The sequence below is a fragment of the Serratia sp. Nf2 genome (assembly GCF_003028435.1).
Lineage (GTDB): Bacteria > Pseudomonadota > Gammaproteobacteria > Enterobacterales > Enterobacteriaceae > Serratia > Serratia marcescens_L.
Genome location: NZ_PYTW01000011.1, coordinates 49,505 through 66,358 on the forward strand (window position 1 = coordinate 49,505; position 16,854 = coordinate 66,358).

Sequence of the window (16,854 nt, forward strand, 5' to 3'; positions counted from 1 at the left end):
CCCGGTGCCAGACGCTGGCCTGGCGCCGGATCCGGCCTAGTCGTTGCCCGCTGGCACCACCACCAGCTTGCCGCCACCGGCCGACATGGCCTGCACTTCTCGGTCATACATGGCTTCGCCATAGGCCGGTGGAATAATAAAGCTGCCGGTATTGGTGGCCTTGATCTGATAGACGAACTCCTGCACCTCGGTGCCGGCGCTGCCGTAGATAATTACCCGATCTTCACGGATATCGCTGTAATCCGGCGCCCAGGTGGAGCCGGTAGCGGCCAGCGGCGACTGCCAACCGCCGCGATCGTCGCTCTCCTCGCCGGCATCGGCCGGCTCCGGCGGCGTCTGCTGCACCACTTCGAACCCGCCCAGCAGCAGATCGACGATCGCCAGGTTGCTCTGCCCCTCTTTCGAGTTGGCGCGCACCTTCAGATGGACGTTGATCTTCTGCCCCAGCGTCACCTGCGTCACCGGTTTGCCCTGTTCGTCGGTGTAATCGCGGACGATCTCAATCCCGCGCGACAGCGCTTTTTGCGGCGCATTCAGATCGTAACCGGCCTGCGTCACCACATACCAGGCCGGCGCATTGCCGCCGTTGGTGAAGCGCACCGCGGTTGCATCGGCGTTGAACTGCCCCTGCACGAACAACCCCTGCAGCTCACTGATGCGCTGCGGCTCACCGCCGGTTTTGCCTACCTGCACGATGCCCAAGGCGTCCGCGTTGGCGGATTGCGCCGCCACCTGGGTCGAATAGCTTTCCAGCGCCAGAATGCTCATCGCGGAAGAGTAGGTGGTGTAACGCTCTTCTTTCAGCGCCTTGACCATATTCTCCAGCACCTGCGGCGGGATCGACGCCACCTTCTCCGGGAAGTGACGGGTAATCAGATACAGCCGAGTCGCATCCTGCACCAGCGGATCGAAATAATTCTGCGTCCACCAGGCGCTGTCATACGCCTTGCTCAGTTGCTGCCAGCTCGGTTGCAGCAACGCGGCGGCTTCGTCGTCCATCTTCAACAGGCGATAGGAAGAGGCCAGATACAGCGCGCTCAGATCGGTTTTCCACCCTTCGCCATAGCGTTTTTGCAGCGTATCCTGCACCGCCGCCAGCGAGTTGGTGGTCACTTCGCCCTGCAGCGTCAGCAGGTAAACCGCCCAGCTGCGCAGGCGCAGCAGATACAGATCGTCGAATCCGCTGGCCGCCAGTTCGCGCAATGCGCCGTTGGCCTCGTCCAGCATACCTTCTGGCAGGGGGTAGCCCGCCGCTTTGGCTTCGAGCAGATACTGCACTACATAAGGCGTGACGAAAGGATCGGCATCCGGCGACGAACGCCAGGCGCCGATCGCTCCGCTGTCGTTCTGGCGGGCGCGCAGCACGCCAAGCAGGTTGCGCAGCTGCTTGCTGACTTCCGCCTGGCTTAGGCTGCTTTTCATCTCTGGGTGGCGGCTCTGCAGCATCAGCGGAATGGAGCGGCTGACAATCTGCTCGGAACAGTAATACGGATAATCCGCCAGGTATTGCGCCAGCCCGCTGGTCAGCACCAGCGGCGAATTCGACACCGCTGCCCTGCGCTGCGCGAAAGCGTCGAACATCTGGCGCAGGCCATCAACGTTCTGGCTGCTGCCGCCCATCCGCCCCATCACCGACTGGGTACGGTATGGCGCCGCCGGCCGCACCGAGGTGCTGACGGTGCGGCGGCTGGCCTGGTCGCCGTAACGGGCGTCGAACACCAGTGGCGCATCGCCCAGCACGGATTTGGCGCGCAGACGGAAAGCGATCACGCCTTCGCGTTTTTCCGCCAGCGTCAGGCTTTGCGTCGCGCTGCCCACCACCTCCAATTGCGGCGGCGGCGTCAGCAGAACGTTGATGGCTACCGACTGGCCGTTCAACCCTTCGAGGTTATTGCTGACGCCCACGCTGACGTCGAACTCGTCGCCCGGCGCCACCATCGCCGGCACGTTAGGCGTCATGATGAAGTTGTCGCGCACCGTGGCGGCGGTTTGCGCCTTGCCGATTTTCTCCGGCGTCACCGAAATCGCCATCACGCGGATCTTGCCGTTAAAGTAGTCCGGTACGGGGTAGACGAACTGCTTCTCGCCGCTGACCTCGGTAATGCCGGACCAATAGGCCACCGGCTTGTCGCGCTTGCGCTTGAACGGGTTGAGGTTGAGATCCAGCCCTTCGCCCGCATCGCCGCCCGGCGCCGCGGTCAGCGCCATCAGCTTGCTGAACTCCGGCAGGATCAGGTCGAGGATCTGGGCGCTGCTCACGTTCAGTTCGCGCTTGCTGAAGAAGAACTCCAGCGGATCCTTCAGGCGGTAACGCGCCACCTGCAGAATGCCCTCATCGACGGCAAACAGCGCCACCTGCTGCGGCGCGTCGGTCTTGACCGTCATCGTCAGGTTTTCACCCGGCTTGATGACCTCCGGCGCCGTCACCTCAAGGCTGTTTTGGCGCGCCTTGGTGCTGATCTTGAACGGCATCACGCCATAGCTCAGCGGGCTCATGAAGATTTCGCTGGAGTTGATATCGCGCACGAACTGAACGTTGATGTAGCCGTTGCCCTCCATGCCGGCCGGTACGCGGATCTTCTGCACCGAGCTGGTGGTGTCGGTGTGGAACCACTGCCAGGCGTAAACCTTGTCCTTCTCGATGGTGATCAAACCGCTACCGGTATAAGGCGCGTTGATCGCCACCTCGATCTCCTCGCCCGGCTGATATTCCGCCTGGTTCAGTTTCAGCTTCAGTTCGGCGTTGCGATCCAGCGAACGGCTCAGGTTGGCGTTGCCTGCCACGCTGTAGGCAACGCGGTTGAGCGTCTTGCCCTGCGCATCTTCAATCACCAGCACGAAATCGCCCGGCTTATCGGTCGCCAGCCGCAGATCCGCGCCCTGCTCGCTCAGCGCCAGCGGCTGTTCCGACAGCTGCACTTCCTTCATCTTCGACTGGTATTTGTAAACGCCCGAATCCTGTTTGGTCAGCACCGAAATGTATTTCTGTTCGATCAACACCTGCTTCAGGTTCGGCATGGCGATCTGTTTCAGGTCCGGATCGATGGCGATCACGTTCAGATGCCGCTCCGCGTCGCGGTTGATGTAGCCCAGATCGCCGTCCGCCTTCACCCCAATCAGGTAATCGTAAGGGGAAACCAACGTACGGGCGGTAGCCGCCACCGAGCGCCCGCCGCCGGCGACGAACGCCTCCGACAACAGCTGCAGCTGATAAGTAGCGTCGGCGTAGGATTTCAGATCGAGCGGTATCTCAGCCACGCCGTGCTCATCGGTGGTGCGATCTTCCAGCTCGGTTTCGAACCCGTCGCTGTTTTGCCGGTTTTCATAGAACGCATAATCCGGGAAGCGATCGAAGCTCGGATACATCGGCCGCAGCGTCAGCCTGGTGGTCACGCGGCGATCCTGCGCCGGAGTACCGAACAGGTTCTGCACATCGATGCTGGCCTTCAGCTCGGACGGTTTGACCCAGCCTTGCTGGCGATTCGGCGTCAGCGCCAGCTTCACTTTCAGCTGATCCGGCTCGAACTCCTTCACATTGACCGCGGTATGGCCGAGCAGCGTGGAGGTATCGTTGTTTTTGCCGATCAGATACAGATAGACGTTCCACTCGCCGGTGGGCGAGTTTTCATCGGTGGTATAGCTCAGCTCGTTGAAACCGCTGGCGCCCAGCGTCAGCGGCACGGTGGTCATCAGCTTGTCGCGCGGATCGCGGACTTCGGCGCGCACCGGCACGCCGGCCAGGCCAACGCGCCAGTCGGCGGCGCGGGTGATCAGGCCAATATTGAAAGTATCCCCCGGTCGATAAACGCCGCGATCGGAGAACAGGTAGCTGCCGAGCGTACGCGGATCGGTCGGCGTTTGTTCACCGGCGACGTCGAAGCGCGAGAAGTCCAGCCCGCGATCGTTATAGCTGCCGGTCGGCAGGAAGGAGACATCCCCTTCCTTTTCCACCAGGAACATCACCGGCTGGCGCTCGTGGGTGTACACGTCGAGCGCCGGGAAACGCACGTGGCCGTCGGCCCCGGTGGTTTGGCTGAGCAGCGTCACGCCGTTTTTGGCCACTACCGACACGTTGGCGCCGCTGACCGGCGCGCCGCTTTGAATCGACTGCACGAAGACGTCGCGCGTCTTATCCTGCGAGCTCTTGGCGACAATGCCCAGATCGGTCACCACCACAAAGCGCGAATCGCCGACGTCGGGCTGATCATCCCCGGTGCTCTCGTCCGGTTCCTGTTCTGGCTCGGCGCCCGCCTCTTCCGCCGCCGGTTTTCGGTTCGGCTGCCATTCAGACAGCGTCAGCAGGAACACTCCGCGATGGGAACTGGCGTTGGTGGAGAGATAACGGGAGAGATCGATGCCCTGATAGTTCACTTCGCCCGGCCGCTCGTTGTTGAGCGCCGTCTGGTATTTGAAATGCTCGGTGAAATATTCGTCGTTGAGCCGGTTGAATTCCGTGGACGAGTATTCCCGGCTTTTGAAGGAGACGATGTGCTGCAGCTGGCTCGGGATCACCCGCTTGATGTCCAGCCGCAGGCCCGCCACGTTGCGCGCCGCCACGCTGATCTGTTTGTCACCGTTGACCGACAGCAGCGAGCCTGCGGACATGAACTGCAGCGATTTCGGGAACTCCGGCACTTCGACCACCCGATAAACCTTCTTCGGCATTTTGTAACCGCCGACGGAAACCAGCTGGTTGTCTATCTCGATCAGCACGAAGCGATGCGCCGGGGCTTCAAAGCGGAAGCTGAACTGCGGCTGGTAGGCCTCTTCAGCCTCGTTAAGCGTCAATGGCAATGCCGTCGCCTGCGCCAGCACGTTTTTACCGACGCTGTCGACCGTCCATTGATAGAAATCTTCGGCATCGTTGGCGGCTTCGGCATCGCTCGGATCGTGCTGCGGCAGCAGCCAGGCTTTGGTGGCCCGCGCCAGCTCTTTATCTTTCACCGCATCGCTGAAGCCGACCACCAGCGCACGCTGCCCTTGGCCGCCGTCGGTGTCCACCACCTGAGCGCTGGCGTCACTCAACGCCAGGCTGTACAGCGTCGGGACTTTGACCCAGTTGCTTTTCGCCTCTTCGACCGCATTGCCGGCCGCCGTCGATTTAACGCCCTTGCCGACGGTCAGATGCACTGCGCCGCCCTGATCCAGCGCCTGCAACGGCTCGGAATGCACCCAAGCGTTCAGTTTTTTCTCGTCATAGACCAGAGAGAAGTTCAGCTTTTTCTCGGAGGAAGTGTTGCCTTCTTTCAATCCCAACGAAATCTGTTTTTCAAAGCTGGCGACGTCAACCGGTGCATTGAACTGCAAATTGAAAATCGCGCTACGTTTCTGCACATCTTGCGGATCGCGGTAATACTCGGCCTGCCCCAGACGGTAATCGAACGCGGGCACGGTGAAGGCATAACGGGTTTTGGCGAGCTTGACCTGCGGCGCCAGCAACGTGGCGGGCTCGAGGGTCACGTCATATTTCGCGCCCATCGGCAGCGGTTTTTTCGGCGTGAACACCAGCGTCGACTCATTGCTCCACGCCCATTGGCCTTCCGCCGTCGGCTTCAGAATGATGCCGGCGCTCACGGTTTTACCCACTTCGGCGATCGGCGCGACCGACCCGCTGAAGGTCAGGCTCACCGTTTGCGGCGCCAGCCGGGCGGCGGCGTAATCTATCGGCTCGGGGTTGGCCAGCGCGGCGCTGACCTCTTGGACTACCATCGGCGCAGGCTCGATAGGCTGAGGCCGGTTTTGCCACCAGTGCCAGCCGTAAAACGCGCCGCCTGCGGCACCAGCCAACAGCAGCAGGCCCAGACCAATCGCTTTCGGGTGTTTATCCACGCCGCTTTCGAGCCGCAAAAAACCGCGCGGCAGCGCAGCCCACCAGGCCGGCGCACGCCAGCTGAGGTTGCCGACCAGCGGTCTCAGCAACCGCCCCAACAGCGACAACGCCCCACCGAGCAGGCGACAAACGCCCTTAACCAGGGTAAAAGGCAAACGCAGGATAAACCTTAATAAATCCATTATTGCAGCACCTCATCATCCTAATGCAGCCCCGGTCAACCGCCGCGGTTCAACCGAGCCGAAAGACGCCGTCGGCTCTCCTGCCCGGCATCCGCGCGAGTACTCTACACTGCCGGGCGGCAAAAATCTGCGCGCCGCCGGGGAATTACGGCTCTTTATTCAACATCAAATCCAGCTGTTGCAGCAGCACCAGCAGCGGCAGGCTGCTCGGCTCACGATCTTTCAGCGCCTCTTCGAAATAAGGCGTGATGGCGAAGCGCGTTGGCAACGGCGCTTCGGCGTCCAGCAACGCATACATGCGCGGCAAGAACACCCACTGCAGCCAGGCTTCGGCCGACATGCTGTCGATGCAGAACGGCTCGGTGCTGGAGAAAGCCTCATGATCAGGCGGCGCGGCCTGCCACAGCGCCAGATCGCGCATGGATTGTTCAATCGCCTGCAAACTGCGGCGCACCTGGTTATGTATACTCATCTGCATTCCCGATCTCTTTTCATCATGGTATTCAGCGCGCTGGCTGAAAGGCGGCAAAGCATAGCATTTTTATAGCCCAAATTCGGCGCACCTGAGACAGCTCGCCGTTTTTATCTGGTGGCGTTCGCCGCCGCGCGGCACAATAGGCCCACCGAGTTCACCACACAGATAAAGATTCATGTCCGTAATAACAGAGAAAAAAAACCACGCGACGCCCGGTAAGGCCATGCTGGCTTCGGTCACCGGTTATGCCATGGACGGGTTTGACCTGCTGATCCTCGGCTTTATGCTGCCGGCCATCAGCATCGAATTGGGATTAACCTCATCGGCCGCCGGTTCACTGGTCACCTGGACGCTGATCGGCGCGGTGCTGGGCGGTGTGATCTTCGGCCACCTCAGCGATCGCTTCGGCCGTATCCGGGTACTCACGATCACCATCCTGATGTTTTCACTGTTCACCGGCCTGTGCGCCGTGGCGCAAGGATATTGGGATCTGCTGGCCTATCGCACCCTGGCGGGCATCGGGCTGGGCGGCGAATTCGGCATCGGCATGGCGCTGATCGCCGAAGCCTGGCCGGCAGAGAAGCGCAACCGCGCTTCGGCTTACGTCGGCATGGGCTGGCAGTTGGGCGTACTGGCGGCCGCCTTCCTGACGCCGCTGCTGCTGGAACACATCGGCTGGCGCGGCATGTTTTTGGTCGGCCTGCTGCCGGCGCTGGCGTCATTCCTGATCCGCCGCACCCTGGGCGAGCCGGAGGCGTTCGTGCGACAGAAAGAGGCTGGGCAACCGCTCTCCTTCCTGCAGCGTTTGCGCCTGCTGTTTAAGGATCGCGCCACCAGCAGAGCCAGCGTCGGCATCTTCATTCTCTGTTCGGTGCAGAACTTCGGCTACTACGGCCTGATGATCTGGATGCCGACTTACCTGGCGAAAAACTTCGGCTTCTCGCTCACCAAGTCCGGCCTGTGGACGGCGGTGACGGTGGTCGGCATGACGTTCGGCATCTGGCTGTTTGGCGTGCTGGCCGATCGCTTCGCCCGCTGGAAGATCTTCGTGCTTTATCAGATCGGCGCCGTGGTGATGGTGATCGGCTACGCCCAGTTGAGCGATCCGATGCTGATGCTGTTCGCCGGCGCCCTAATGGGCATGTTCGTCAACGGCATGATCGGCGGCTACGGCGCATTGATTTCCGATACCTATCCGGTGCAGGCGCGCGCCACCGCGCAGAACATCCTGTTCAATCTCGGGCGCGGCGTCGGCGGCCTGGGGCCATTGGTGATCGGTGCACTGGTGACGCAGGTGTCGTTTACCGCGGCCATCAGCCTGCTGGCGGCAATTTACCTGCTGGATATCTACGCCACGCTGTTCCTGCTGCCGAAAAAACAGAGCGCAGGCGATACGCTGGGCGCGATTGGTTAATGCTGAAGAGGGATTAAGGCAGGGCGCCCGCGCGGCGGGATAAAACAAAAAGTTGGGGGCACTGCGTTAACAGTGCCCCCGGTTCGTTTTATAGCTATCCCGCTACACAGTGTGCTCCCTGCTCAATCCTTGAAAACTTTTCCTGCGGCCATCCTGACCAAGTGATCCTTGCATCATCCTGCAGCATCGTCCTGACGCGGTTCCTCAGCCTTCCTGACCCGCCGACAGTCCCGTGCCGGCTCTCAATCTCCGTCCTGGAGGTGTCCCTGGTTTCTATCCTGAAACATCCTGGGCATCTCCTGACGCCATCCTTCGCTCTTGCCTGAGCGCATCCCTTTCTTCTTCCTGAAGCTGCATCATCCTGATGCTTTCCTGCTCCGCCGGTTCCGTTCCGGTAACGATAAGATCGCTTAAATTCCCCGGAATCACAAGGGTTTGGGAGGTGTCTCACACTAAATTAAGACTAAGAGTTATCCTAAAGAAATTCTAACCAATTGATCTGGATAACAATAATCTCATAGCCTGGGGAAAGGTGGGAAAAATTAAGAGCGATATCTCACAGCCCGTGTGAGAGATCTCTCACACGGGCGACGGCGAATCCGTCGCGATTCAGTCCAGCGCCGGGCGCAGCGCATCGAGGAAATTCCCCAGCGTCGCCGCCAGAAGGGTGCGCTTATCGCTGCCGAACTGTTCCAGCACCACGTTACCGCTGACGTTGCACAACGACACCATCGTCATTTCAGATTCAGTGGTCGCCAGGAAGAGGGTCGGCGACAGCTTGAGGCGTTTTTGCGTCACCAGATGACCGATCAGGTTTTCCTGCAGGCGGATAAAATCCTCTTCGCTCCAGACCTGCAGCAGGCTCAGGCGATGCTCGCCGAACTGCGCGCTCATGTCGCCGGCATATTGCTGCGTGTAGAAACGGTGCGCGTCCGGCTGCAAACGCAGCTCCAGCGCGGCCTCTACCTTCTCCAGCGTCGCCGCCGGTTCGAAAGGCTGCGGCAACCACAGCACTTCGTCCTCGCGGTTCTCCACGATGCAGGGCGACGGCACGCCGTACAGCGCCTGGCTGGCCGGCGCGTGGCCGCGCTCATGCTGCCACAACTCGACATAGCGTTGAGTGAATTCACGCAGAGCGTGCGATACATCATGGTCCATATTCTTTCTCGCATACGTTAAACTGACGGCCATTGTACCTATCTCTGACCGAGGTGACAGCAGATGTCCTCATATCAAGACCACCAGGCCCTGTCGGGGCTGACGCTGGGCAAACCCACCGCCTACCGCGACCGCTACGACGCCACGCTGCTGCAGGCTGTGCCGCGCAGCATGAACCGCGAGCCGCTGGGGCTGTACCCCGATAACCTGCCCTTCCACGGCGCGGACATCTGGACGCTGTACGAGCTCTCCTGGCTGAACGCCAACGGACTGCCGCAGGTGGCTGTCGGTGAAATCAGCCTCAACGCCGACAGCCTGAACCTGATCGAATCGAAAAGCTTCAAGCTGTATCTCAACAGCTTCAACCAAACCCCGTTCGCCGATTGGGAAACGGTGCGCAGCACGCTGGAGCGCGATCTGTCCGCCTGCGCGCAGGGCGAGGTGAGCGTCACCCTGTTCAGCGTCGAGCAGTTGGAAGGCACGCCGATCGCCCGCCTGGCCGGCGACTGCATCGATCAGCAGGATATCCGCATCGACAATTATGAGTTCAACGCCGACTACCTGCTGAACGCCGCCGATGAAGAGGTGGTGGAAGAGCGCTTGGTCAGCCATCTGCTGAAGTCCAACTGCCTGATCACCCATCAACCTGACTGGGGCTCGGTGCAGATAAGCTACCGCGGCGGCAAGATCGATCGCGAAGCGCTGCTGCGCTACCTGGTCTCCTTCCGCCACCACAACGAATTCCACGAGCAGTGCGTCGAGCGCATCTTCAACGATCTGATGCGCTATTGCCGGCCGCAAAGCCTGACGGTTTACGCCCGCTACACCCGCCGTGGCGGGCTGGACATCAACCCGTGGCGCAGCAACGTCGAATTCGCCCCCGAGCACGGCCGCCTGGCGCGCCAATAAGTGCGAAACATTGCTCAACAACTGAGCTAACGAGCGGTTTGTGTTGGTAAAAGCACAGGGACGGCGGTAAGGTTAAAACGAGGCTGCGGCCGGGCAGAGCGCCCGCTGTGCCGCAGCACGCCAACCATAACGAGATGCTGTTTTGCTGCGTATGGATTACTACTGCCCCGCACCGGGTGCAAAGGAGTTACCTTGATTACACACATCAGCCCGCTTGGCTCTATGGATTTATTGTCGCAGCTGGAAGTAGACATGCTGAAGCGCACCGCCAGCAGCGACCTGTACCGCCTGTTCCGCAACTGTTCGCTGGCCGTGTTGAACTCCGGCAGCCAGACCGACAACAGCAAGCAGCTGCTGTCGCGCTATGAAACCTTCGACATCAACGTGCTGCGCCGCGAGCGCGGGGTGAAGCTGGAGCTGGTCAACCCGCCGGAAGAGGCGTTCGTCGACGGCCGCCTCATCCGCTCGCTGCAGGCCAACCTGTTCGCCGTGCTGCGCGACATCCTGTTCGTGCACGGCCAAATCGCCAGCGCCGGCCGTTTCCAGCACCTTAACCTGGAAAACTCGGCCCACATCACCAACCTGGTATTCTCAATCCTGCGCAATGCACGCACGCTGCATCTGGATGAAGATCCCAATATGGTGGTGTGCTGGGGCGGCCACTCGATCAACGAAAACGAATACCTGTACGCGCGCAAGGTCGGCAGCCAGCTGGGCCTGCGCGAGCTGAACATCTGCACCGGCTGCGGGCCGGGCGCCATGGAAGCGCCGATGAAAGGCGCGGCGGTCGGTCACGCGCAGCAGCGTTACCGTAACAGCCGCTTCATCGGCATGACCGAGCCGTCGATCATCGCCGCCGAGCCGCCTAACCCGCTGGTCAACGAGCTGGTGATCATGCCGGACATCGAAAAACGCCTGGAAGCCTTCGTGCGCATCGCGCACGGCATCATCATCTTCCCGGGCGGCGTCGGCACCGCCGAAGAGCTGCTGTACCTGCTGGGTATCCTGATGAACCCGGAGAACAGCGAACAGGTGCTGCCTCTGATTCTGACCGGGCCGAAAGAAAGCGCCGACTACTTCCGCGTGCTAGACGAGTTCATCATGAACACGCTGGGCGACGAAGCGCGCCGCCATTACACCATCATCATCGACGATCCGGCGGAAGTGGCGCGGCAGATGAAAAAAGCCATGCCTCTGGTGAAGGAAAACCGCCGCAATACCGGCGACGCCTACAGCTTCAACTGGTCGATCCGCATCGCGCCGGATCTGCAGCTGCCGTTCGAGCCGAGCCACGAGAACATGGCGAACCTCAACCTGTATCCGAACCAGCCGCCGGAGCAATTGGCCGCCGCGCTGCGCCGCGCGTTCTCCGGCATTGTGGCCGGCAACGTGAAGGAAAACGGCATCCACGCCATCGAGCAGTTCGGCCCGTACAAGCTGCACGGCGAACCGCAGATGATGAAGCAGATGGACAGCCTGCTGCAGGGCTTTGTCGCCCAGCACCGCATGAAGCTACCGGGCAGCGCCTATGTGCCCTGCTACGAAATCGTAGCCTGACCCTCAATCCCGGGCGGCGTAACAGCCGCCCTGTTTTTTCTGACCTTGCCGCCCATGATGATACACCTACTGATTGTCGACGCCCTGAACCTCATCCGCCGCATTCACGCCGTGCAGGGCTCCCCTTGCGTCAATGCCTGCCGCCACGCGCTGCAGCAGCTGATCCAACACAGCCGCCCGACCCACGCGGTGGCGGTCTTCGACGAGGACGATCGCAGCGACAGCTGGCGCCACCAACTTCTGCCGGACTACAAGGCCGGGCGTTCGCCGATGCCGGAAAACCTGCAGCAGGAGATGCCGCAGCTGCGCGAGGCCTTCGCCGAATTGGGCGTCGCCAGCTGGCATTCTCCCGGCAACGAAGCGGACGATCTGGCGGCTACGCTGGCGGCCAAGGTCGCCGGCGGCGGCCACCAGGTGACCATCGTCTCCACCGACAAAGGCTACTGCCAGCTATTGGCGCCGAACGTACAGATCCGCGATTACTTCCAGAAACGCTGGCTGGATATGCCTTTCGTGCAGCAGGAGTTCGGCGTACAGCCGCAGCAACTGCCGGACTATTGGGGGCTGGCGGGGATCGGCAGCAGCAAGATCCCCGGCGTGGCCGGTATCGGGCCGAAAACCGCCGTGCTGCTGTTGCAGCAGTCGGGCAGTCTGGACGGGCTCTATCAGCACCTGGAAAAGGTGCCGGAGAAATGGCGCGGCAAGCTGGAGCAGCACCGCGAGCTGGCCTACGTCAGCAAACACGTCGCCACGCTGCGCACCGATCTGTCGCTGGACGGCAACCTGCAGCAGTTGCGCCTGCCGATACAATAAGGGCGCTGCAAGCAGCGCCCTTCATCAAGCTTAACGCGATTAATCGCGCTCGTCGCGCCGGCCCGGCACCGCCGACCACATGCGGCGCACGTGTACGGTGATCTCTTCGCGGTCGTGATACAGCTGCTTGGCATGCACTTCGACGCTGATGCCGGCAGCGCCCAGCGCTTCGCGGATACTCATCAGGTTTTGCGACACTTCCTCATAGCGCTTTTTCATCGGCAGCTTGAGGTTAAAGATCGCTTCGCGGCACCAGCCTTTCAGCAGCCACTGAATCATCAGGCTGGTCACCTTCGCCGGTTTCTCCACCATGTCGCACACCAGCCAGTAGATCTTGCTGCTGTTCGGCTCGAACTTGAAGCCGTCGGCGCGGTGGTGCGTCACCTGGCCGGTTTCCATCAGGCTCGGCGCCATCGGGCCGTTATCCACCGAATGCACCATCATGCTGCGTTTCACCAGCTGATAGGTCCAGCCGCCCGGGCAAGCGCCCAGATCGACCGCGTGCATGCCGCTGGCCAGGCGTTCGTCCCACTCATCGGCGGGGATGAACACGTGGAACGCTTCTTCCAGCTTCAGCGTCGAACGGCTCGGCGCATCGGCCGGGAAGCGCAGACGCGGAATGCCCATGTAGAACGGCGAGTTGTTGTTGCTATAGGAGTAACCGACATAGCAGCAACCCGGCGCGATGAAGAACACGTGCACCACCGGGCGAGTCGGGTTCTCCCGCGCCATCAATACCTTTTGCTCGCGCATCGCGGCGCGCAGCGGCACCGTCAGCTTGCGGCAGAACTTCATCAGCTCTTTGCTTTCGTTGGTGTCCGGCACTTCCACCCGCAGCTCGCCGCCGCGATCAACCACGCCGATCAACATGCCGACGATCGGCGATACCCGATCTTCCGGCGGCAGATCGCGCAGCAGCTCGCCCACCACGATCATCTGGCGAGCAAAAATCAGTTCACGGAACGGAATTTCCCGCGCCAGGCGGTCAGCATCATCCGGCTGATAGCATTCGAACAGCACGTAACCGCTGTGCTCTTTTACCCGCGCAAAGCCGAAAATCTCCCGCTGGGCGGCTTTGTCGGTGATCTCCGCCGCACACTCTTTTTCGAAGCCGGGACGGCAGTACAACGCAATCTTATTCATGGCGCTCGGCCTTTTTCCTCAGACGCAAAGCGCCAATCAACATCAATATCCAGCCGATCAGGAAGCACACGCCGCCAACCGGCGTGATGTATACCCAGACCTTCAGGTGCGACAGCGCCAGGCAATAGAGGCTGCCGCTGAACAACACGGTGCCGAACGCCAACAGCGCTCCGCTCCAGTAAAACCACAGGCTCACGCGGCGCTGCATTGCGACCGCCAGCGCCAGGATGGCCAGGGTGTGGAACCCCTGATACTCAAGCCCGGTGCGGATCCAGGCCATTTCGTTGGCGCCGAGCGTACCGCTTAACACATGCGCGCCGAATGCGCCCAACGCGACAAACACAAAGCCGCTGATAGCGGCGAAAACCAGCATGGAACGGCTGCTCATCGTGATCTATCCCATTAAAAATCACCGGCCGCGGCAAGGCGGCGGCCGGCCTTATTGTTCGTAGCGGAAGCGGAACTTCTCTTGTTCGCTGGCGGCACGCGCCAGGATCCACTGCCGGAAGGCGGCTATTTTACCCAGTTCTGCCTGGCTGTCATGACATACCAGATAAAAAGCGTTTTTACTGACCAGCACATCGTTGAACGGGCACACCAGGCGACCGGCTTCAATCTCGGTTTGCGCCATCACGTTGTTCACCAGCGCCACGCCCTGGCCGTGCACCGCTGCCTGCACCACCATGGCGCTGTGGCTGAAAATCGGCCCCTGTTGCACGTTGATGTGCTGCAACCCCAATTGGCGCGTATAGGCCAGCCAGTCGCGGCGTGAAACGTCATGCAGCAGCGTATGATAAGCCAGATCCTCGGCGGTTTTCAGCGGATGATCGCCGGTCAGCAGGCTCGGCGAACACACCGGCAGCAGATATTCCGCATACAGGCGCTCGGCGCGCAGCCCCGGCCAGTTGCCGCGGCCGTAGAAAATCGCCACGTCGACGTCGTCCGCCAGCTTGTCCTCTTCGCGGTCCACCGCCTGGATGCGCACGTCGATCCCCGGATAAGCTGAGTTAAAGCCGGACAGGCGCGGCACCAGCCACTGAATGGCGAAGCTCGGCGGCAGGCTGACGGTCAATGCCCCCTTGGCGCTGCGCGCCTGCAGCTTGCGCGTCGCCTCGTTGATCGAAGAGAAGATCTCCTTGATATCGAGGTAATAACTTTGGCCCTCTTCGGTCAGCAGCAGCGAGCGATTGCGCCGGCGAAACAGCTTCAGCCCGAGGAAGTCCTCCAGCGACTTGATCTGGTGGCTCACCGCGGCCTGGGTCACGAACAGCTCTTCCGCCGCCTTGGTGAAACTCAGGTGGCGAGCGGCCGCATCGAACACGCGCAGCGCATTGAGAGGAGGTAAGCGTTTAGACATTAAATTAGCTACTTTTGTGTAACATTAATCCGAATGATTCGGCGCCGAAAATCGGGCGGCTTTGTGTGGCAAGCCATCGGTAAACGCTAACGGCATATTGCCATTAGTTTTTTTAATCCGAGCCATTATAATTTGTCCGTTGAGGATGCGCCAGCAAATACCTATAGTGGCGGCACTTCCCGGGCCGGAACGAAAAGGGAGTGGGTGTCGAGGACGCCGATGAACTTTTGGCTTGTGGTTGTGATGTTGTGTTTGCAAATTGTCCGGCGATTCCGGACATGGTAGCTAGGCTACTGTTTTTTCACTTCCTGTACATTTACCCTGTCTGTCCATAGTGATTTTATGCAGCACCGCAAAACTTGCGGTGCTTTTTTTTTGCCTGACGGTTACTGGTTGCTTTCAACCATCTCTTTCACATCGGCGCGGTTGATCTGCTGCTCGACGCCATTGGCGTCTTTATAGCTGATCATGCCGGTATCGTTGTCCACTTTAGGCTTGCCGTCAGCGACAATGGTGCGTCCGTCATTGGTATGCATCACGTAGTTGCTGGAACAGGCGGCCAGAGTGAACGTAAGCATCAGGGCAGAGAGAACTGCGGCTGTTTTCTTCATTGAGGACTCCTTTTTAGTTTTAAATGCTGATAAATACCTTTTATGTGTATAGATGCGATTAATAAGCGCACATTTAATAGCATAACAAACTTTCCCAATTTTGCCAGGCGATAAGTCCTAATAGGCGGGATCGCTTGTCTCCGGCGGCAAAATAGGACAGGATCACCCATCGACTCAAGCCAGTGACAATCAGGGTATGACGCCTTTTAACCCCAGCCTTTTTCGCCAACAGTTTCCCGCGCTCGCGCAGGACGGTATCTATCTGGACAGCGCCGCCACCGCGCTGAAACCGCAGGCGGTGATCGACGCCACGCAACAATTTTATCGCGATGACGCCGCCACTGTGCACCGCAGCCAGCATCGGGCGGCGCAGGATCTGACCGCCCGTTTCGAACGGGCGCGCGGCCAGGTGGCGCAGTTAATCAATGCGCCGTCGGCCGACGACATCGTCTGGACGCGCGGCACCACCGAGGCGATCAACCTGGTGGCGCAGAGCTACCTGCGTCCGCGTCTGCAGCCGGGCGATGAAATTCTGGTGAGCGAAGCGGAACACCACGCCAACCTGATCCCCTGGCTGATGGTGGCGGAGCAAACCGGCGCGCGGGTGGTGAAACTGCCGATCGGCGCCAATCGGTTGCCGGATTTGACACAGCTGCCCGCCCTGCTCAACGACAAAACCCGCCTGTTGGCGCTGGGGCAAATGTCCAACGTCACCGGCGGCTGCCCGGATCTGGCGCCGGCGATCGCGATGGCCCATGCCGCCGGCGCACGCGTGATGATCGACGGCGCACAGGGCGTGGTTCACGGCCCGGCCGACGTCCAGCAGCTCGACATCGACTTCTACGCCTTCTCCGGCCACAAGCTGTATGGCCCGACCGGCATCGGCGCGCTGTACGGCAAAGCCGAGCTGCTGGCGCAGATGGCACCCTGGCAAGGCGGCGGCAAGATGCTGACCCAGGCGTCGTTCGACGGTTTTACCCCGCAAAAACCGCCGCACTGCTTCGAAGCCGGCACGCCGAACATCGCCGGCGTGCTGGGCTTGGCCGCGGCGCTCACCTGGCTCAGCGAGCAGGACATGGCGGCGGCAGAGCGCTACAGCCGCGAGCTGGCGGACCAGGCGGAGCAGCGGTTGGCGCAGCTGCCGGGCTTTCGCAGCTTCCGCAGCTCCGGCTCCAGCCTGCTGGCGTTCGATATCGCCGGCGTACACCACAGCGACATCGTCACGCTGCTGGCGGAGCAAGGCATTGCGCTACGCGCCGGCCAGCACTGCGCGCAGCCGCTGATGGCGGCGTTAGGCGTCAGCGGTACGCTGCGCGCGTCGTTCGCCCCCTACAATACGCAACAGGACGTCGATACGCTGGTCAGCGCGTTGACTCACGCCCTCGATCTGCTGGCCGATTGACTT

General features: G+C 61.0%; 12 protein-coding genes. 5 read left to right on the top strand and 7 right to left on the bottom strand.

The window, feature by feature from the left end:
• Nucleotides 1–36 precede the first annotated feature (36 nt).
• Entirely contained in the window at nt 37–6,012 is a 5,976-nt protein-coding gene (locus tag C9411_RS21550; protein ID WP_107227896.1) for an alpha-2-macroglobulin, read from the bottom strand.
• Nucleotides 6,013–6,157: 145 nt separating this feature from the next.
• Nucleotides 6,158–6,484, bottom strand: coding sequence for a YqcC family protein (locus C9411_RS21555; RefSeq protein ID WP_033638567.1), 327 nt, complete (start codon nt 6,482–6,484; stop codon nt 6,158–6,160).
• Between the two features lie 178 nt (nt 6,485–6,662).
• Here C9411_RS21555 and C9411_RS21560 point away from each other — a divergent pair, with 178 nt between their 5' ends.
• Nucleotides 6,663–7,901 (top strand): MFS transporter, encoded by a 1,239-nt coding sequence (locus C9411_RS21560; protein ID WP_107227897.1) that lies wholly within the window; start codon nt 6,663–6,665, stop codon nt 7,899–7,901.
• 609 nt (nt 7,902–8,510) lie between these two features.
• On the opposite strand, the gene syd is transcribed toward C9411_RS21560, so the two are convergent.
• The gene (gene syd / locus C9411_RS21565; RefSeq protein WP_107227898.1) at nt 8,511–9,059 is read right to left on the bottom strand and encodes a SecY-interacting protein; all 549 of its coding nucleotides are present in this window, start codon (nt 9,057–9,059) and stop codon (nt 8,511–8,513) included.
• Between the two features lie 63 nt (nt 9,060–9,122).
• Between syd and queF the strand changes: the two genes are divergently transcribed.
• The 3 genes from queF to xni all read left to right on the top strand — a co-directional run bounded on the left by queF (nt 9,123) and on the right by xni (nt 12,338).
• Nucleotides 9,123–9,968 carry an NADPH-dependent 7-cyano-7-deazaguanine reductase QueF gene (gene queF / locus C9411_RS21570; RefSeq protein ID WP_063990756.1) on the top strand — a complete coding sequence of 282 codons (846 nt, stop codon included), beginning with the start codon at nt 9,123–9,125 and terminating at the stop codon, nt 9,966–9,968.
• Between the two features lie 192 nt (nt 9,969–10,160).
• Nucleotides 10,161–11,525: a nucleotide 5'-monophosphate nucleosidase PpnN gene (gene ppnN, locus C9411_RS21575; RefSeq protein WP_107227899.1), complete on the top strand. Its 1,365-nt coding sequence runs from the start codon at nt 10,161–10,163 to the stop codon at nt 11,523–11,525.
• 54 nt (nt 11,526–11,579) lie between these two features.
• Nucleotides 11,580–12,338 carry a flap endonuclease Xni gene (gene xni / locus C9411_RS21580; RefSeq protein ID WP_107227900.1) on the top strand — a complete coding sequence of 253 codons (759 nt, stop codon included), beginning with the start codon at nt 11,580–11,582 and terminating at the stop codon, nt 12,336–12,338.
• 39 nt (nt 12,339–12,377) lie between these two features.
• Here xni and rlmM read toward each other — a convergent pair whose 3' ends face one another.
• The 4 genes from rlmM to C9411_RS21600 all read right to left on the bottom strand — a co-directional run bounded on the left by rlmM (nt 12,378) and on the right by C9411_RS21600 (nt 15,449).
• Nucleotides 12,378–13,481: a 23S rRNA (cytidine(2498)-2'-O)-methyltransferase RlmM gene (gene rlmM, locus C9411_RS21585; RefSeq protein ID WP_063990753.1), complete on the bottom strand. Its 1,104-nt coding sequence runs from the start codon at nt 13,479–13,481 to the stop codon at nt 12,378–12,380.
• Nucleotides 13,474–13,869 (bottom strand): DUF423 domain-containing protein, encoded by a 396-nt coding sequence (locus C9411_RS21590; RefSeq protein ID WP_004931896.1) that lies wholly within the window; start codon nt 13,867–13,869, stop codon nt 13,474–13,476. Before C9411_RS21590 ends, rlmM begins: the two co-directional genes overlap by 8 nt.
• 51 nt (nt 13,870–13,920) lie before the next feature.
• Nucleotides 13,921–14,838 (bottom strand): transcriptional regulator GcvA, encoded by a 918-nt coding sequence (locus C9411_RS21595; RefSeq protein ID WP_025304049.1) that lies wholly within the window; start codon nt 14,836–14,838, stop codon nt 13,921–13,923.
• A gap of 386 nt (nt 14,839–15,224) precedes the next feature.
• On the bottom strand, nt 15,225–15,449 hold the full coding sequence (locus C9411_RS21600) for a YgdI/YgdR family lipoprotein (RefSeq protein ID WP_025304050.1): 225 nt from the start codon (nt 15,447–15,449) through the stop codon (nt 15,225–15,227).
• A 196-nt stretch (nt 15,450–15,645) separates the two neighbouring features.
• Here C9411_RS21600 and csdA point away from each other — a divergent pair, with 196 nt between their 5' ends.
• Nucleotides 15,646–16,851, top strand: a complete 1,206-nt coding sequence (gene csdA / locus C9411_RS21605; RefSeq protein WP_107227901.1) for a cysteine desulfurase CsdA — start codon at nt 15,646–15,648, stop codon at nt 16,849–16,851.
• Nucleotides 16,852–16,854 lie beyond the last annotated feature (3 nt).